This window comes from Arthrobacter globiformis, assembly GCF_030818015.1.
GTDB classification, from domain to species: domain Bacteria; phylum Actinomycetota; class Actinomycetes; order Actinomycetales; family Micrococcaceae; genus Arthrobacter; species Arthrobacter globiformis_C.
In genome coordinates, this window is sequence record NZ_JAUSZX010000001.1 from 3,441,226 (window position 1) to 3,458,685 (window position 17,460).

At 66.4% G+C, this 17,460-nt stretch carries 15 protein-coding genes and 1 riboswitch; of the genes, 11 read left to right on the plus strand and 4 right to left on the minus strand.

The features are described 5' to 3' along the window. Positions 1–15: 15 nt before the first annotated feature. On the minus strand, positions 16–1,086 hold the full coding sequence (locus QFZ23_RS16125) for a hemolysin family protein (protein WP_306924413.1): 1,071 nt from the start codon (positions 1,084–1,086) through the stop codon (positions 16–18). Further along, a complete protein-coding gene (locus tag QFZ23_RS16130) occupies positions 1,083–2,657 on the minus strand; it encodes a hemolysin family protein (RefSeq protein ID WP_373427942.1) in 1,575 nt (524 codons plus the stop codon). The genes QFZ23_RS16125 and QFZ23_RS16130 overlap by 4 nt, the downstream gene beginning before the upstream one ends. Before the next feature lie 452 nt (positions 2,658–3,109). Between QFZ23_RS16130 and QFZ23_RS16135 the strand changes: the two genes are divergently transcribed. The 5 genes from QFZ23_RS16135 (at position 3,110) to QFZ23_RS23795 (ending at position 9,406) form a co-directional block, all read left to right on the plus strand. Further along, positions 3,110–6,937, plus strand: a complete 3,828-nt coding sequence (locus QFZ23_RS16135; protein ID WP_306924415.1) for a multifunctional oxoglutarate decarboxylase/oxoglutarate dehydrogenase thiamine pyrophosphate-binding subunit/dihydrolipoyllysine-residue succinyltransferase subunit — start codon at positions 3,110–3,112, stop codon at positions 6,935–6,937. A 143-nt stretch (positions 6,938–7,080) separates the two neighbouring features. Beyond that, positions 7,081–7,680 (plus strand): GDSL-type esterase/lipase family protein, encoded by a 600-nt coding sequence (locus QFZ23_RS16140; protein WP_306924417.1) that lies wholly within the window; start codon positions 7,081–7,083, stop codon positions 7,678–7,680. Between the two features lie 90 nt (positions 7,681–7,770). Further along, complete coding sequence (locus QFZ23_RS16145) at positions 7,771–8,598, plus strand: DUF4097 family beta strand repeat-containing protein (protein WP_306924419.1); 828 nt, start codon at positions 7,771–7,773, stop codon at positions 8,596–8,598. Continuing rightward, positions 8,598–9,203 (plus strand): PadR family transcriptional regulator, encoded by a 606-nt coding sequence (locus tag QFZ23_RS16150; protein ID WP_306924420.1) that lies wholly within the window; start codon positions 8,598–8,600, stop codon positions 9,201–9,203. Before QFZ23_RS16145 ends, QFZ23_RS16150 begins: the two co-directional genes overlap by 1 nt. A gap of 128 nt (positions 9,204–9,331) precedes the next feature. Next, positions 9,332–9,406, plus strand: a complete 75-nt coding sequence (locus QFZ23_RS23795; protein ID WP_369299106.1) for a 50S ribosomal protein bL37 — start codon at positions 9,332–9,334, stop codon at positions 9,404–9,406. Positions 9,407–9,490: 84 nt separating this feature from the next. On the opposite strand, the gene rsrA is transcribed toward QFZ23_RS23795, so the two are convergent. Beyond that, positions 9,491–9,751: a mycothiol system anti-sigma-R factor gene (gene rsrA, locus QFZ23_RS16155; RefSeq protein ID WP_306924421.1), complete on the minus strand. Its 261-nt coding sequence runs from the start codon at positions 9,749–9,751 to the stop codon at positions 9,491–9,493. Further along, positions 9,748–10,476: a sigma-70 family RNA polymerase sigma factor gene (locus tag QFZ23_RS16160; RefSeq protein WP_306924422.1), complete on the minus strand. Its 729-nt coding sequence runs from the start codon at positions 10,474–10,476 to the stop codon at positions 9,748–9,750. The genes rsrA and QFZ23_RS16160 overlap by 4 nt, the downstream gene beginning before the upstream one ends. A gap of 437 nt (positions 10,477–10,913) precedes the next feature. Between QFZ23_RS16160 and QFZ23_RS16165 the strand changes: the two genes are divergently transcribed. From QFZ23_RS16165 to QFZ23_RS16190, 6 genes are all read left to right on the plus strand, one after another. After that, positions 10,914–11,483 carry a DoxX family protein gene (locus tag QFZ23_RS16165; protein WP_306924423.1) on the plus strand — a complete coding sequence of 190 codons (570 nt, stop codon included), beginning with the start codon at positions 10,914–10,916 and terminating at the stop codon, positions 11,481–11,483. 21 nt (positions 11,484–11,504) lie between these two features. Next, on the plus strand, positions 11,505–12,881 hold the full coding sequence (gene aroA / locus QFZ23_RS16170; protein WP_373427943.1) for a 3-phosphoshikimate 1-carboxyvinyltransferase: 1,377 nt from the start codon (positions 11,505–11,507) through the stop codon (positions 12,879–12,881). After that, entirely contained in the window at positions 12,865–13,980 is a 1,116-nt protein-coding gene (gene rsgA / locus QFZ23_RS16175) for a ribosome small subunit-dependent GTPase A (RefSeq protein ID WP_306924426.1), read from the plus strand. Before aroA ends, rsgA begins: the two co-directional genes overlap by 17 nt. Before the next feature lie 66 nt (positions 13,981–14,046). Then, a complete protein-coding gene (gene hisN, locus QFZ23_RS16180; protein WP_306924427.1) occupies positions 14,047–14,859 on the plus strand; it encodes a histidinol-phosphatase in 813 nt (270 codons plus the stop codon). A gap of 178 nt (positions 14,860–15,037) precedes the next feature. Further along, a riboswitch (SAM riboswitch) is annotated at positions 15,038–15,151 on the plus strand. A gap of 34 nt (positions 15,152–15,185) precedes the next feature. Then, positions 15,186–16,592, plus strand: coding sequence for an aminotransferase class V-fold PLP-dependent enzyme (locus QFZ23_RS16185; protein ID WP_306924428.1), 1,407 nt, complete (start codon positions 15,186–15,188; stop codon positions 16,590–16,592). A gap of 85 nt (positions 16,593–16,677) precedes the next feature. Beyond that, complete coding sequence (locus QFZ23_RS16190) at positions 16,678–17,457, plus strand: class I SAM-dependent methyltransferase (protein ID WP_306924429.1); 780 nt, start codon at positions 16,678–16,680, stop codon at positions 17,455–17,457. The last annotated feature ends 3 nt before the right edge of the window (positions 17,458–17,460 follow it).

Genomic DNA, 17,460 nt, shown 5'->3' on the forward strand with positions numbered 1-17,460 from the left:
CGGGGCACCCGGGGGCTATCCGCCGTCGGGCCTGCCCAGCCGCCGGATGCCCTTGGCCTGGGTAGCATCCCGGATCTCCCCCACGAGCTGCTCGATCACATCCTCCAGAAACAGCACGCCCTCGGTCTGCCCGCCAGGCCCGATGACGCGGGCCAGATGCGAGCCGGAGCGCTGCATCACGGACATCGCCTTTTCTATCTCGTCATCACGCGAAAGGTTGGCCAGGGACCGGATGCGGCTCTCCGCGATGGGCAGCTCGTAACCGGATTCCGGGATGGCAAGCACGTCCTTGATGTGGAGGTACCCGGCGAGCAGGCCGTCGTCGTCCAGCATCGGGAAACGGGAGAAGCCTGTGCGGCTGACAGCCTTTTCAAACTCCAGGGGCGAGGTTGAAGACCGCAGCATGACAAGCCGTTCCAGCGGAACCATGACGTCGCCGGCGGTGTACTCCGAAAATTCGAGGGCACCGGTGATAAGGCCGGCGTCATCATCCACCAGGCCGTGCCGCCTGGACTCCTGCACGATGGACTGCACCTCTTCCAGCGTGAACGAAGAACTGACCTCATCCTTGGGCTCGATGCGCATCAGTCTCAGGATGTGGTTTGCGGACCAGTTCAGCGCGGCGATGACCGGGTTCACAATCCTCGCAATGAACATGAGCGGCGGAGCCAGGAGCAGCGCTGCCTTGTCGGCAACGGACACGGAGATGTTCTTGGGCACCATCTCGCCGAACGTCACATGCAGGAACGTCACCAGCATCAGGGCCACAGCGAACGCCGAGACGTCGGCAATTTCCGTCGGCACGCCCAGCCCGGCAAGGGGTACCGCCAGCAAATGGTGGATGGCCGGCTCCGCCACCAGCAGGATCAGCAGCGAACACACGGTGATTCCCAGTTGCGCGCACGCCAGCATCAGCGAGACGTTCTCCATGGCCCGAAGGGTGGTCTGCGCGCGCAGTACGCCCTCGTCCGCCAGTGGCTCAATCTGGCTTCGGCGCGCGGACATGACGGCGAACTCCGCGGCCACGAAGAACGCGTTGCCCAGGAGCAGCAGCACCAGCCAGAGCAGTCCCGCCCAGTCGCTCACGTCCGGCCGCCGTTCCCGGACTTGCCGTTGCCTGGCTTGCCGTGGTTGGACGGGCCGCGCTTCGACGGCCCGTGCCCCGTCGGGCTTTTTCTGGCCGTTCCGTTGAAGACAGAGCCGTTTTTGGGCGCGCCGTTTTTGGGCGCGGCGTTTTTGGGCGCACCGTACTTGGAAGCGCCGTTGCCGGGCGCACCGTACTTAGAGGCACCGGCGCCGGCCGACGCATGCTCAACAGCCGCGCTTCCGGACGGTTGGTCCTCGGCGGGACCGGCGCTCGGTTCACGGTGGGGCCTGAAGCAGATCCGGTCGATGCGCCGGCCGTCCATCCTGGTAACGCTGAGCGTTCCACCGCCCGCCTCCACCATGTCTCCAACCTCGGGTATCCGTCCAAGCTCGCTCATGACGTACCCGCCGACCGTCTCGTACGCGGCTTCGTCGGGAACTGTCAGGCCCGGAATCTGTTCTGAGAGCTCGTCGGGCCGCATCAGGCCCGGAAAGTACCAGTCACCGGAAGCGCTTTGCAGCAGCCCGGGCCGGACCTTGTCGTGCTCGTCGGCCACTTCGCCCACGATTTCCTCGACCAGGTCCTCCAGCGTGGCGATCCCGGCCGTCCCGCCGTACTCGTCCAGCACCACGGCAAGCTGCAGGTTGCCCTCCCGAAGTTCGGCAAGCAGGGCGTCGAGGTGGATGGTTTCCGGCACCCGGAGGACGTCCGTCATAATGGCGCCCGCCTCAAGCTTTCGCCGCCGGCTCGGAGGGACCGCAATCGCCTTCTTCACGTGCACCAGACCGCGGATGTCGTCCGCCGACTCACCGATGACGGGGAAGCGCGAATATCCGCTGCGGCGGGCCGCGTCGATGATGTCCGAAACCGGCTGGTCGGCGTCGATGGTTTCGACGCGGATGCGCGGAGTCATCACGTCAGCCGCGCTGCGGCCGGAGAAGTTCAGCGTGCGGGCAATGAAGTTCGCCGTCCCCGGATCGAGCGTGCCCATGGCCGCGGACCGGCGCACCAGGGAGGCGAGCTCCGCCGGCGTGCGGGCCCCGGAAATCTCCTCCTTGGCCTCCAGCCCGAAGGCGTTCAGGACCTTGTTGGAGAAGCCGTTCAGGACCACGATGGCGGGCTTGAAAATGGCGGTGAAGATCAGCTGCGGCCGTGCAAGGGTGCGGCCGATGCGGAACGCGAGGGCAATGGCCATGTTTTTGGGAACGAGCTCACCCAGGAGCATGGACAGCCCGGTCGCGATTACCATCGCAACCACCAGGGAGACCGAACTGGCCACCGGCTCCGGGATGCCGACGGCGGCTAGGGGCACCTCGAGCAGCGCTCCCACGGACGGCTCCATGACGTACCCCGTCAACAGCGTGGTCATGGTGATGCCGAGCTGGCAGCTGGACAGTTGCGTGGACAGGGATTTCAGGCACTTGAGCAGCGGCACTGCCGCGGTATCGCCGGAGTCAACGGCACGCTGCACTGTGGGCTGGTCCAGCGCAATAAGGGAAAATTCAACGGCCACAAAGAAGCCGGTTCCGAGGATGAGCAGCAGGCCGGCAGCGACAAGGAGCCACTCCATCATGGGCCAGCCGGAAGTCGTCGGCAGCTGACCGGGCCAGTGGGTTTGCCGGCGCTGCGGTCGGGCTGTGCGGCGCAGACCGCGCCCCGCTCCAAGCCCTCAGGCCGGCACCTGGATCTACCGTCCATGGCACCTATATTTACTGTCCATAAGGATTGCAGTCTACAGGAGCAACGTGCCGCTACAGAGGACTGAAGCTGCTCATCCTGCCCGTCCGGAATCGGTGCCCGCGCATGATGGATAGGACACCGTTCGGGGCCCGTCTGGACGGCTATTTCGCCATAAATCGGACGGTACATGATTTGGGTCACCCTTATTGGCAGTTAAGCCGGAACGGTCACTAGACTGGCAAGGGTCTGGGTTCATAGGACACAGAAACTGGTTCGATTGTTGTGCCGTGGCACCTTAGGCGACCAGAGGGAAATCAAACTCATGGAAGAGGCGTATTTCAAGTGCCAGAGCAGCCTAGCCACCGTCTGCCAGAGGAATTTGGTGGAAACGAGTGGCTCGTTGACGAACTGTACGAGCGTTACCAACAGGACAAGAATACGGTCGATGCCAAATGGTGGCCCCTGTTCGAATCATTCGACAGCGGCAACGGTCCATCTTCCAACGGCGTACCGGCTGTGACGGCCCCGGCGGCCAATCCGGCTACCCGCGAACTGCCCGTTGTCACTCCCCCGGCGCCCGCGCAGGCACCGGCATCCGCTCCTCCCGCGGCCCAGGCGCCTGCGGCAGCACCGGCACCGGCGCCGGCAGCAGCCCCCGCCCAGCCCGCACCCGCCAAGAAGGCTCCGGCAACGGTGGCCCGCGACGGCTCGAAGAAGACCGAGGCGGGCACCGGCGCCCAGCCCATCCCGGCCCAGCTGCCGAAGAACGTCAAGGCTCCCACCGCCCCCGAGGAGGACGTCGTTTCCGTTCTCCGCGGACCGGCCAAGGCCATTGCGTCGAACATGGTCACGAGCCTTGAGGTGCCCACCGCCACCAGTGTCAGGGCAGTCCCGGCCAAGCTCCTGATCGACAACCGGGTTGTCATCAACTCCAACCTGGCCCGCGCACGCGGCGGCAAGGTCTCCTTCACCCACCTCATCGGCTACGCCGTTGTCCGGGCGCTGTCCCAGTTCCCGTCCATGAACGTGTACTACGACGAGGTCGACGGCAAGCCCGTGGCGGTCCAGCCGGCACACGTGAACTTCGGCATCGCCATTGACATGCCCAAGCCCGACGGCACCCGCCTTCTGATGGTTCCCAACATCAAGAAGGCCGAAACCATGAACTTTGCGGAGTTCTGGCACACCTATGAAGACCTCATCAAGCGTGCCCGCAACGGCAAGCTGACCGCGGATGACCACGCGGGCACCACCGTGTCCCTGACCAACCCGGGCGGCATCGGCACCGTACACTCCGTACCCCGTCTGTCGAAGGGCCAGGCAGCCATCATCGGCGTCGGCGCCCTCGACTACCCGGCCGAATGGCAGGGCGCGAGCGAGAAGATCATCGCCCAGAACGCCATCAGCAAGATCCTCACCCTGACCTCCACCTACGACCACCGCGTCATCCAGGGTGCAGGCAGCGGCGAATTCCTCAAGCTCGTCCACTCCCTGCTCCTGGGCGCGCAGGACTTCTACGACGAGATCTTCGAAGCCCTGCGCATTCCGTACGAGCCTGTGCGCTGGAGCCCGGACCTGCAGGTGGACCCCTCCGACCAGATCAACAAGGTCGCCCGGATCCAGCAGCTGATCCACTCCTACCGCGTTCGCGGCCACCTCATGGCGGACACCGATCCCCTCGAGTACGTCCAGCGCAAGCACCCCGACCTCGATGTCCTCACCTACGGCCTGACCCTGTGGGACCTCGACCGCGAGTGGCCCACGGGCGGCTTCGGCGGCAAGCCGATGCTCAAGTTCCGCGACATCCTCGGCGTGCTCCGGGACGCCTACTGCCGCACCACGGGCATCGAATACATGCACATTCAGGACCCGGCCGAGCGCAAGTGGTTCCAGGACCAGCTGGAGCACCCGTACTCCAAGCCGAGCCGCGACGAGCAGCTGCGCATTGTCTCCAAGCTGAACGCCGCAGAGGCCTTCGAGACCTTCCTGCAGACCAAGTTCGTGGGCCAGAAGCGGTTCTCGCTCGAGGGCGGGGAATCGCTGATTCCGCTGCTGGACGCCATCATCTCTGACGCTGCCGACGACGCACTGGACGAGGTTGCCATCGGCATGGCCCACCGCGGCCGCCTGAACGTGCTGACCAACATCGCCGGCAAGACCTACGCCCAGGTGTTCCGCGAGTTCGAAGGCACCCAGGATCCGCGCTCCGTGCAGGGTTCCGGGGACGTCAAGTACCACCTCGGCACCGAAGGCACGTTCACGTCGGACAACGGCAAGGAGACCAAGGTCTACCTGGCCGCCAACCCCTCCCACCTCGAGGCCGTTGATTCGGTCCTGGAGGGCATCGTCCGCGCCAAGCAGGACCGCCTGGACCAGGGGCAGTCGTTCCCCGTGCTGCCAATCATGGTCCACGGTGACGCGGCCTTCGCCGGCCAGGGTGTTGTGGCGGAAACGCTCAACCTGTCCCAGCTGCGCGGCTACCGCACCGGCGGAACCATCCACATCGTGGTAAACAACCAGGTTGGCTTCACCACTGCGCCGTCCGCCTCGCGTTCGTCCACGTACTCCACGGACGTCGCCAAGATGATCCAGGCTCCGGTGTTCCACGTGAACGGCGACGACCCCGAGGCAGTTGTCCGCATCGGCCAGCTCGCCTACGAGTTCCGCCAGCGGTTCCACAAGGACGTTGTCATCGACATGGTCTGCTACCGCCGCCGTGGCCACAACGAGGGCGACGACCCCTCGATGACGCAACCGCTGATGTACAACCTCATCGAGGCCAAGCGGTCCGTGCGCAAGCTCTACACCGAGTCCCTGATCGGCCGTGGTGACATCACCGAGGAAGAAGCCGAGCAGCTGCTCCGTGACTACCAGGAACGCCTCGAGCGCGTCTTCGCCGAAACCCACGCGGCCCAGACTTCGCCCATTCCGATCATCACCGCCGACTCGGCAGCGGTATCGGACATCGAGCGTCCCCAGGCACAGCAGTCGGACATCGGAACGAACGCCCCGGCGTCGACGGCGATCTCGGCCGACACCCTGGCCCGCATCGGCAAGGCGCACGTGGAGATCCCCGAAGGCTTCACCGTCCACGCCAAGCTCAAGCAGCTGCTGGAGAAGCGTGAACAGATGTCCCGTGAAGGCGGCATCGACTGGGGCTTCGGCGAAATCGCTGCCTTCGGCTCCCTGATCATGGAGGGCGTACCCGTACGCCTTGCCGGCCAGGATTCCCGCCGCGGCACGTTCGTCCAGCGCCACGCTGTGTTCCACGACCGCGCCAACGGCAACGAATGGCTGCCGCTCGGCAACCTGTCGGACAACCAGGCCAAGCTCTGGATCTACGACTCGCTGCTGTCCGAATACGCGGCCATGGGCTTCGAATACGGCTACTCTGTGGAGCGCCCCGACGCCCTGGTCCTGTGGGAAGCGCAATTCGGCGACTTCGTCAACGGCGCGCAGACCATCATCGATGAGTTCATCTCGTCCGCCGAGCAGAAGTGGGGCCAGCGCTCGTCGCTCGTGCTGATGCTTCCGCACGGCTACGAGGGACAGGGCCCGGACCACTCCTCGGCCCGCATCGAACGCTTCCTGCAGCTGTGTGCCGAGGAAAACATGATCGTCGCCAACCCGACGACGGCGGCGTCGCACTTCCACCTGCTGCGCCGCCAGGCCTACAGCCGGCCCCGCAAGCCGCTCATCATCTTCACGCCGAAGCAGCTGCTGCGCCTCAAGGCCGCTGCCTCGTCCGTGGAGGACTTCACCACCGGCGGTTTCCGCCCGGTGATCGGTGAACACGAGATGCTGCAGGCGGACGCCGTGGACCGCGTACTCCTGGTCTCCGGACGCCTGTACTACGACCTGCTGTCCACGCGGCAGAAGACGGGCGACAAGTCGACGGCGATCATCCGCGTCGAGCAGCTGTACCCGCTGCCGCAGGCGGAGATCGAAGCCGAACTGGCCAAGTACCCGAACGCGGAAGTTGTGTGGGCGCAGGACGAGCCCGCCAACCAGGGTCCGTGGCCGTTCATGGGTCTGCACCTGCCGACCGCCCTGGACCTGAAGGTGCGCCTGGTTTCACGCCCGGCCTCAGCTTCCACCGCGGCCGGCTCCATGAAGCGCCACGCTGCGGAGCAGGATGCGCTGCTGAAGCAGGCTTTCGCCCGTAAGTAGCAGAACAGCTGCCCGGCCGGACGGTGACATACCGTTCCAGCCGGGCAGCTCTGTTTAATCGGCATGAGTTAATGGACCTTTAGTGTTGGCATACAAACGGTCCGTATCCGGGACACGCCCTCCCAACAAGTGAAGAGGTAGTAGTGGAAGACAGGAAGCTGCGGATTGCAGCTGTTGGAGATGAACTGCTCGCCGGGCTCGGCGATCCCCGGGCGCTCGGGTGGCTGGGCCGGGTCCTCGCCCGCACTCCGCAGGACGGCATGACGGTGGAGAGCTTTTCCCTTCCGTGCCCGCAGGAAGGCACCGAGGGCCTGTCGGCGCGCTGGCTCGAGGAGGCCGGCCGCAGGTTCAGCGATTCTCATGAGAACCGCCTGGTCATCGGGCTCTCCGGCCGGGATATTGAGTTCGGGCTGTCCACCGCCCGGAGCCGGCTCAATCTCGCCAACATCCTGGATTCGGCCACCCAGAAGAGGCTGGAGGTCTTCGTCGTGGGACCGCCGCCTACACTCGACCCGGTGCAGAACCACCGCCTCGCCGAGCTGAACACAGCCTTTGCCGACGTGACCACCCGGCGCAAGCACCTCTACGTCGACACGTTTTCACCGCTGCTGAACCATGAGCAGTGGCGCCAGGACCTCGCAGCCAACGGTGGCTCGCCCGGGCAGGCGGGCTACGGGCTGATGGCATGGCTGGTGCTGCACCGGGGCTGGTTCCAGTGGCTCGGAATGGACACCCCGGACTAGGAAAACCCACTCGCGATATATCTTGATCTTACGGCGGCAGCGGACTAGCGTGGCTTCCACGGACACGATATATCTCAAGTGGAGGGAATCATGGAAGAGAATTCCTGGACCGTCACCGGCCCGCAGACCATGGATGTCGACGGCGTCTCGCACCTTAAGGTGGGCATTGTCCGGGGCAGGCTGGACATCGTCACGCACGACGAGGCCGTTGTCCGCATCGAGGTGTCGGAGGTGCTCGGCGATCCGCTGGCGATCTCCATGACCGGCGGCCGCCTCGAAATCCGCCACCAGCTGCACGGACCGCAGGGCTGGTTCAAAAACCTGATGAACTCGGTCAACAACAGCAGCAACAACTCCGTGGTCATCAGCATCGCCGTCCCTGCCGGCGTTGAGGTCGAGGCGGGCACTGTCAGCGGGGACGGTCTGGTCTCGGGTGTCCACGGACGGACCCGGCTGAGCACCGTCACGGGATCACTGCTGGCCGACGGGACCTCCGGTGACCTGCACGTCAACACAGTCAGCGGCGAAGTGATCGCCCGCAACCACAGCGGCGTCCTGACGGCCAAGAGCGTCTCCGGCGAGGTCACGGCGTCCGGCCAGTTCACCAACATCCGGGCCAACACTGTCAGCGGCGACATGAGCTTTGACCTGCACGGCTTCACCCATGACTTCGGTGCGAACTCGGTGTCCGGGGACCTGACCGTCCGCGTACCGCACGACGTCGGCGTGGACATCGTGGCCCAGTCAGCCAGCGGGCCTGTGGTCATCGACGACCGGAAGTACGGCCACCCCGGCGGCAAGGTACAGACCATCTCGGGCCCGGACGCCAAACTCATGCTGGTCCGGACCAATTCGGTGTCCGGGAAGACGTCCATCTTCCACGGCCAGGCGCCAGCCACCGCGGAACAGGCGCTCTGATGCCTCCCGTCTTTGCCCACGGCGCCCTCCGGCTCTATCTGCTGGCACTCCTCGAGGCAGGCCCGAAGCACGGGTATGAACTCATCAAGGCGCTCAGCGACCGGTTCGGCGGCACCTACTCTCCCAGCGCAGGCACCATCTATCCGCGCCTCGGCAAGCTTGAGGAGGAAGGCCTGGTGGCCACGGAATCCCAGGGGCGCCGCACCAACTACCGCATCACCGCGGCGGGCCTGGCTGAACTGGACAGCCGGCGCGAGGAGCTGAAGACCGTGGAGAACGACATTGCGGCGTCCGTCCGCCGGCTCGCCGATGACCTCCGAGCCGACATCCGCAGCAACATGCGCGGACTGCGGGCGGACCTGGCGGCCACAGCGGAAGCGGCACGCACCGCTGCCAGGTCGGCGGACCTGGCCGGCCAGGGCCGCTACACCGCCGAGGGGCAGCGCATGCTAAAGGAAGCGGAGATGCTCCTGCAGGCGTTCCGCGATGACATCCGCGCCGAGCTTCGACTGCAAACCAGCGCCCGGCCCATGACACCCGTGGCCCTGGAAACGGTGCGGACCGTCCTGGACCAGGCCCGGGTCTCGATCCGCAACTCACTGTAGCCGCTACTGGGCACCGGCAGCCGCGGCGTCTCCCTGCGCCCCCGCACCGCTCCCGGTTCGCGGCCTGTCCCCTGATATGGGAGACTGGAGGGCAACTCTTTTGGGTAACGAAATTAAGGAGGCCAGCTATGAGCAAACGTGCACGTAAGCGTCGTGACCGTAAGCGTGGCGGCGCGAACCACGGGAAGCGCCCCAACACCTAAGCCACGGCTTGAACCGAAGCTTAAACGCGATGCCCCCGCTACCAGCAAGGTAGCGGGGGCATCGCGTTTAAGTCAGGAAACCCGTCAGGCGTCCACCGGCCGGATGGTGTGGATCCGTTCCAGAATCGCGTTCTTAAGGTTTTCCGGCGCCGCCTCGGTACAGGAACGCTTCACTACTTTCCGGATGACGCACTCAAGATCGTACTGCTGGGCGCATTCCGGACACTCATCGAGGTGGTGCTTGATCTCCGCAAGGTCGCTGCGGGTCAAAGCTCCGTCCAGATACTCGTAGATGCGCTGCATCCTTGTGTCATCGCAATCGCCCAATCCCTGGCAGTCGCTCATTTCGCGTTCTCCTGTTTCTTGCTTTCCGTTGCCGCCGTGGCGTCTGCAGCAGCCTTGAATCCCCGGTCGGCGGCGTAGTCCGCCAGCATGTCCCGCAGCATCTTCCGGCCCCGGTGGAGCCGGGACATCACAGTGCCGATGGGGGTGTTCATGATGTCCGAAATTTCCTTGTACGCGAAGCCCTCGACGTCGGCGAAGTACACGGCCAGCCGGAACTCCTCCGGGATGGCCTGCAGGGCCCGCTTGACGTCCGAATCCGGCAGGTGGTCCAAAGCCTCGGCCTCCGCGGACCGCAGACCGCTGGAAGTGTGGGACTCGGCACGGGCAAGCTGCCAGTCCTCGATGGTGTCCGAATTGGACTGCAGGGGTTCCCGCTGCCGCTTCCGGTACAGGTTGATGTAGGTGTTCGTCAGGATCCGGTACAGCCAGGCCTTCAGGTTGGTGCCCGGCTTGTACTGATGGAACGCCGAGAACGCCTTGGTATACGCCTCCTGCACGAGGTCCTCGGCATCGGCCGGGTTCCGCGCCATGCGCATGGCCGCCGAATACAGCTGGTCCACGTACTGCATGGCGTCGCGCTCAAACCGGGCCCGGCGCGCTTCGGCGCTCTCCGAGCCGACGTCGATATCCTCTGCCGCTTCAGCGGCGGGTGACGTGCCATTCTCCGGGATGCCGTTGGCGGCGTCCTCCTGTGCGGCCTGTACGGCCGGATCCACGGTGCTCATTGCCTTCAAGTCTACTTTGATCGGCGCCGGCCGCCCCTGACGACGTGCCGTACCGGAGTCCGGGCCGGGGAAGCCGTCCTGGCCCGGGAAGGCACTCCCTGCCTCAAGCGCGTCGGTTTCCGGCACCACAAACGGCCGCATCCTGGCGGGACTTCGCACCCCCACAGCTTCCTTCACCAAAGTCAATGCTCCATCTCCACTCCGCCTATTAGGACACGCTTGATAAGACCCGCGTTCGTGCGGCTGTCCGTGCTCTTGCCGGTTCCGGCCATCCCCCAGCCGCCGCCAAACACCGGAAACCGTGCAGGACGCCCCCTGCAGACTGCTTCCGGCCTGAAGTGCACAACGACGCGCGGTGGGCAAATATTCCGCAAAAGTGCAAGACTAGAACCGACTCCGCCGCGGCCACCGCGGCTCGGCCATCCAGGAGGAAATTCATGTCCTTTGCCCGCTTTTTTGCCCGGCCGATGCTGGCCTCAAGTTTCATCCTCGCCGGAACGGACAAGCTCAGGAATGCGGACGACACCGCGCAGCAACTGTCGCCCCTCCTGCGCCGCGCCTCTGAGGCCCTGCCGTTCCAGACGAACGAAAAGGTGCTGGCACGGATCATCGGCGGAACGCAGGTGGGTGCCGGCGTACTCTTCGCGCTCGGCAAATCTGCGCGCCTGGCGGCCTCGGTGCTGGCCGTCATCTCGGCACTGAACGCCTTCGTTGAATGGCGCAGCGCCGACATCAGCAGCAGGGAGGGCCGGGACGCCCGCCGCAACCAGCTGCTCAAGAACATCACCCTCACCGGCGGTGTGCTGCTCGCCTCAGTGGACACAGCCGGCAAACCGAGCCTGGCCTGGCGCGCAGAGCACCTCGCTGCCGACGCGCGGAAGACCGCGAGCCACCTCGCCGCCGACGCACGCAAGACCACCGGAAAGAAGCTGCACAGTGCCGACAAGGCGGTCCGCAAGGCCGACAAGGCAGTCCGCAAGGCTGTTGACCACGCGGTGGGGGCATAAGCGGGAATGTCAGCATCACCCATGGGCGCGTCCGCTGAAGACTCCGGCGCTGCTCCGCACTGGCCCGCGCCGTTTGCGGAGCAGCCGGTTGACGCCACCGTCCGCGTGCCGGGCTCAAAGTCGCTGACCAACAGGTACCTGGTGCTCGCCGCCCTGGCCGACGGGCCGTCCCGGCTCCGGGCACCGCTGCATTCCCGCGACTCAGCGCTGATGATCGCAGCCCTGCGCCAGCTGGGCGCGGACATCCGGGAGGTGCCGGGCGACGGCGCCTTCGGCCCGGACCTGGAGGTGACGCCGATTCCGGCCAACTCCGGCGGTGCCGACGCCGCCATCGACTGCGGCCTTGCCGGAACCGTCATGAGGTTTGTCCCGCCGCTGGCGGCACTCCGCAGCGGCGCCACCATTTTCGACGGCGATCCCCATGCCCGGGAGCGTCCGATGGGGACCATCATCGAGGCCCTTGCAGGCCTCGGCGTAACCGTCAGCGGAGAGGACGGCGGACTGCCAGCTTCGCTGCCGTTCCGTGTTGAAGGCACGGGGCAGGTCCGCGGCGGGCACCTCGTCATTGACGCCAGCGCGTCCTCCCAGTTCGTCTCCGCCCTGCTGCTGGTGGGGGCACGATTCACGGACGGCCTGCATCTGGAACACTCCGGCAGCACCGTTCCGAGCCTTGACCACATCAACATGACCGTTGCCGTGCTGCGCGGGGCGGGCGTAGCGGTGGATGACTCCAAGCCCAACCACTGGATTGTCAGCCCCGGCCCGATCCGTGCGTTCGACCAGCGTATCGAACAGGACCTGTCCAACGCCGGCCCGTTCCTGGCTGCTGCACTGGCGACAGGCGGCACAGTGCGGATTCCGGACTGGCCCGAGCGCACCACGCAGGTGGGCGACATGTGGCGCAGCATCCTCAGTGACATGGGGGCAGCGGTCACCCTGCAGGACGGAACCCTGACGGTGACCGGCGGCAGTGAAATCAAAGGCGCGGACTTCGCCGAAACCAGCGAACTGGCACCTACCGTCGCCGCGCTGTGCGCGCTGGCCTCGGGCCCCTCGCGACTGAGCGGCATTGCCCATCTCCGGGGACACGAGACGGACCGGCTCGCCGCGCTGGTCACGGAGATCAACCGCCTCGGCGGCGATGCCGAGGAAACCGCCGACGGACTCATCATCCGGCCCTCGGAACTGCACGCCGGCGTCGTGCACAGCTATGCCGACCACCGGATGGCCACGGCCGGAGCCATTCTCGGCCTGGCGGTCAGGGGTGTGGAAGTGCAGGACATCGCCACGACGTCCAAGACCATGCCGGACTTCCCCAAGCTGTGGGCGGACATGCTCGGCCAGCGGATCGGCGCAGTGACCAACACCGCGGGGACCACCGGTGGCACGCAGCACTGATTCCTGGGACGAATCCGACGTCCGGATCCGGCCGAACAAGAAAGGTTCCCGGCCCCGGACGAAGGACCGCCCCAGCCACGAGGACGCCGTCACCGGACGGATCATCACTGTTGACCGGGGGCGTTACACAGCAGTCGTAGGCGAGGACTCCGGCCACGAGCGGACGGTCATCGCCGCCCGGGCCCGGGAACTGCGCCGCTCCCCCGTGGTGGCCGGCGACTTCGTGTCCCTCGTGGGCGACGTGTCCGGCGCGCCGGACACCCTCGCCCGGCTCGTGAAAATCCAGGACCGCAAGACCCTGCTGCGCCGCAGCGCCGACGACACCGACCCGGTGGAACGCGCTGTTGTTGCCAACGCGGACCAGTTGGTGGTGGTGGTCGCTGCCGCCAACCCGGAACCCCGTACCGGCTTCATCGACCGGGCGCTGGTGGCAGCCTACGACGCCGGGATCGAACCACTGCTGCTGGTCACCAAAGCGGACGTCAAAGACCCCACCGAACTACTGGACAACTACCGCCACCTCGACTTTCCGGTCATCATCAGCCGCACGGCTGACTCGGAAGCATCCGGCATCGACGCCCGGTCCGACGACGGCCTCTCCGCCCGGCTCGACGTTGCCGCCGTGTCCGAACTCCGCGCCCACCTGGACGGCAAGGTGACCGTGATGCTGGGGCATTCGGGCGTCGGCAAATCCACCATGGTGAACGCGCTGACCGGGGCCGAACGTGCCACCGGCGGCGTCAACGCCGTGACGGGCCGCGGGCGGCACACCTCGTCGTCGGCCCTCGCCCTCAGGCTTGCTGACGCCCCGGCGGGGAGCTGGATCATCGACACGCCGGGCATCCGCTCGTTCGGGCTGGCCCACGTCGACCCGGACCGTATCCTGCACTCCTTCCCCGACCTTGAGCCGGGCACCGAGGCCTGCGAACGCGGCTGCAAGCACGACGCCACTGCCGTCAACTGCGGTGTGGACGCGTGGGTTGCGGCCGGTCATGCCGGCCCAACGGGAGCAGCCAGGCTCGCGTCCCTGCGCCGCCTGCTGGGCACCGACCCGCGCATGGAGGCCCAGGAAACCAAGGAACTCGGCAGCGTCGGTTAGCCTTCCCCGGCGCAGCCCGGCGGCTGCCTCCCCGCCCCGCAGGGCCTTTGAGGGTAGTTTGGAACCATGACCCAACCCGCTTCAACGTACAACGATGACCTGCGTCTGGCCCATGTGCTGGCCGATTCCGTGGACGACCAGACCATGAGCCGGTTCAAGGCGCTGGACCTCCAGATCGAGACGAAGCCAGATCTGACGCCGGTCACCGATGCGGACAAGGCCGCCGAGGAGTCCATCCGCGGCCAGCTGTCCCGCTCCCGTCCCCGCGATGCCGTGCTCGGTGAGGAGTTCGGAAGCTCCGGCCACGGTTCCCGCCGCTGGATCATCGACCCCATCGACGGCACCAAGAATTTTGTTCGCGGGGTGCCGGTTTGGGCCACGCTGATCGCCCTCGTCGACGAGGGCGAACCCGTCGTGGGCGTGGTCAGCGCCCCTGCGCTCGGCAAGCGCTGGTGGGCCGCCAAAGGCGCCGGCGCCTACTCGGGCCGTTCCCTGGCCGCCGCCACGAGGCTCAAGGTATCCAACGTTTCCAGCCTCGCCGACGCCTCGCTGTCCTACTCCAGCCTCGGCGGCTGGAAGGACCGCGGCAACCTCGATGAGTTCCTCCAGCTCACCCAGGAGGTGTGGCGCACCCGCGCTTTCGGCGATTTCTGGTCCTACTGCATGGTGGCAGAAGGCGCGGTGGACATCGCCTGCGAACCGGAACTGAACCTCTATGACATGGCGGCACTGGTGCCGATCGTGACGGAGGCAGGCGGCCGTTTCACCTCCCTCGAAGGCACCGACGGCCCGTTCGGCGGCAACGCCTTGGCGACCAATTCGATCCTGCACTCGGAAGTCCTGAAGCGCCTGAACCCGCAGCTGGACGACCTGCTCTAGGTGCCCTCTCCTGCCCCGGCGCCCTAGCGCTGAATATAACGACGGCGGGCGCCCCCTTTTGGTGGCGTCCGCCGTCGTTTATGCGGCCGAATGCCCGATATCCGGGCCGCGTAATAATCCGCTTAACATTCCTGATTGGCTTTTTCATCGCCCGTCCGGATGTCCTAGTCTCGTAACAGGTCACGAGTGCCAGCGCTAAACCCCGGTTAGCTGGCCGGCAACCCTCCATTCGCGGTGGGGTGCCCCGGGTGACGACCAGGCCGATCCGGAACGGACCCGGCAAGCGCGGATCCCCGTCACACGGGGTCCTTTCTCAGTGAGGTCCCATGACGACTGCAACCATTTCTTCCACCACCGACGCTGGCGTGCTGGACGGCCGGTTCGCCGCCGCCGGCCGTCCCCTGGCCGCCGTCACCGGCGCAGAAATCCAGGCTCCGCTGATCCAGGGTGGCCACATCCGCTACGCCAACCTCGATTACGGCGCCTCCGCGCCTGCGCTGTCGGTGGTTTCTGCGTACCTCAACGAGATCCTGCCGTACTACGCGAGCGTGCACCGCGGTGCCGGCTATGCCTCGCAGATCAGCACCTCCGTGTACGAGAACTCACGGAGCATTGTGCGGGAGTTCGTGGGCGGCCGCGCCGATGACGCCGTCATCTTCACCCGGAACACCACCGACTCCCTCAACCTCCTGGCCGGTTGCCTGCCTGTGGAGGACCACCACCACACCGGTGAAGTCCTGTACCTGGACATCGAGCACCACGCCAACCTGCTGCCGTGGCAGGGCGTGCCGCACCGCAGCGTGGTGGCCTCGGAAACGGTGGAAGCCACCATCAGCAGCCTGCGCACCGAACTTGAGCACGGCGATGTCAGCCTCCTTGCGGTGACCGGCGCCTCCAACGTCACCGGCGAAATCCTTCCCATCCGGCGCCTCGCTGCGCTGGCCCATGAATACGGCGCCCGGATCGTGGTGGACGCCGCGCAACTCGCGCCGCACCGCCGCGTCAATATCGCCGCGGACGACGTCGACTACCTCGCCTTCTCCGGCCACAAGCTATACGCCCCCTTCGGGGCCGGCGTCCTGATCGGCCGCCCGGACTGGCTCGATGCCGGCACACCCCACCTCGCCGGCGGCGGCGCCGTGAGCGAGGCCAGGCTCGACGGCGTCAGCTGGGCCACCGGCCCCGCCCGCCACGAGGGCGGCTCACCCAATGTGCTCGGCGCTGCCACACTGGCCCGGGCAACCCAGGTCATCGCTGCCCTTGATCCGCAGCACTGGCACGCCCACGAAGCCGCCATCCGGTCCTTCCTTGTCGAGGGGCTGCGCAAGATCGACGGCGTCACCGTCCACCAGATCTTCGAGGACAGCGACCCGGACGACGCCATTGGCGTGGTCAACTTCTCCGTGGAGGGTTACGACGCCGGTCTGGTGGCCGCCTACCTGTCGGCCGAACACGGCGTGGGCCTGCGCGATGGCCGCTTCTGCGCGCACCCGCTGCTGAAGCGCCTCGGCCTTCCATCCGGTTCCCTGCGCGCCAGCTTCGGGGTGGGATCGCGGCTCGAGGACGTCCAGCGGCTGCTCGCCGGAATCGAGGAGCTCCGCCGTTCCGGCCTCGGCTGGGACTACGTGGTGGACGCCGGGCGCTGGGTTCCGGCGAACGACACCCGCACCTACCCCGAATGGGCACCCAACACCCCCGGCACCGCCGGCGCCGCACCCTGCTCGCAGGACTAGTCGCCACCCAGGCCTCCTTCGGCAGCGGTCCCCGTGCGGTAAATTCGAAAAGGTAATTTTCGACGTCGGGCTAAGGAGACTGTGCGTGGCACGTGGCGGTCCCAAACTTCATCACGGGCGGCGGCAGGAGCTGGGGCAGAGCTTCCAGGACGGCGGCGAGCACTACCACCGCGTTCGTCCCGGCTACCCTGGTGATTCCGCGGACTGGCTCATTCCAGCCGGGGCCCGCACCGCTGCCGACCTCGGCGCCGGAACCGGTAAATTCACGGCATTGCTGGTGGAACGCGGTCTGAGCGTCAGCGCGGTGGACCCTTCCGTGGACATGCTGGAGCAGCTCTGCCGCGCCTACCCCCGGGTTCAAGCTCTGGAAGGGACGGCGGAGGAAACCGGACTGCCCGGGGCGTCGTTCGATGTGGTCAGCGTTGCCCAGGCGTGGCACTGGTGCGACCCGCTGCGGGCCAGCACGGAAATTGCCCGGATCCTCAGGCCCCACGGGGTGCTGGGCCTGATCTGGAACCAGCTGGACACATCAGTGCCGTGGGTGTACCGGCTGTCCCGCATCATGCACGCGGGGGACGTCCATAAACCGGATTTCCGCCCGAAAATCGGCCCGGAATTCACGTCCCTGGAAAGCCATTTAACGCGGTGGGAAGATCCCGTCACCCCGGACGACATCCTCGAACTGGCCAAGTCCCGCAGCTATTACCTCGCGGCCAACGATGCCACCCGCGCCAAGGTGACCGGCAACCTGACCTGGTACCTGCACGAGCACCTGGGGCATGCCGAGGGCGAACTGTTGCAGCTCCCCTACCTCACCCAGACCTGGCGGGCTGTCAGGGCGGAACGCCCTGGTGGCAGCAGGTAGGCT

Excerpts from the sequence above, each read along its gene's own strand:
- QFZ23_RS16130 (WP_373427942.1), bottom strand. The coding sequence starts at position 2,657 with ATGGAGTGGCTCCTTGTCGCTGCCGGCCTGCTGCTCATCCTCGGAACC.
- QFZ23_RS16145 (WP_306924419.1), top strand. The coding sequence starts at position 7,771 with ATGGAAGAGAATTCCTGGACCGTCACCGGCCCGCAGACCATGGATGTC.
- QFZ23_RS16150 (WP_306924420.1), top strand. The coding sequence starts at position 8,598 with ATGCCTCCCGTCTTTGCCCACGGCGCCCTCCGGCTCTATCTGCTGGCA.
- rsrA (WP_306924421.1), bottom strand. The coding sequence starts at position 9,751 with ATGAGCGACTGCCAGGGATTGGGCGATTGCGATGACACAAGGATGCAG.
- QFZ23_RS16160 (WP_306924422.1), bottom strand. The coding sequence starts at position 10,476 with ATGAGCACCGTGGATCCGGCCGTACAGGCCGCACAGGAGGACGCCGCC.
- QFZ23_RS16165 (WP_306924423.1), top strand. The coding sequence starts at position 10,914 with ATGTCCTTTGCCCGCTTTTTTGCCCGGCCGATGCTGGCCTCAAGTTTC.
- aroA (WP_373427943.1), top strand. The coding sequence starts at position 11,505 with ATGGGCGCGTCCGCTGAAGACTCCGGCGCTGCTCCGCACTGGCCCGCG.
- hisN (WP_306924427.1), top strand. The coding sequence starts at position 14,047 with ATGACCCAACCCGCTTCAACGTACAACGATGACCTGCGTCTGGCCCAT.
- QFZ23_RS16185 (WP_306924428.1), top strand. The coding sequence starts at position 15,186 with ATGACGACTGCAACCATTTCTTCCACCACCGACGCTGGCGTGCTGGAC.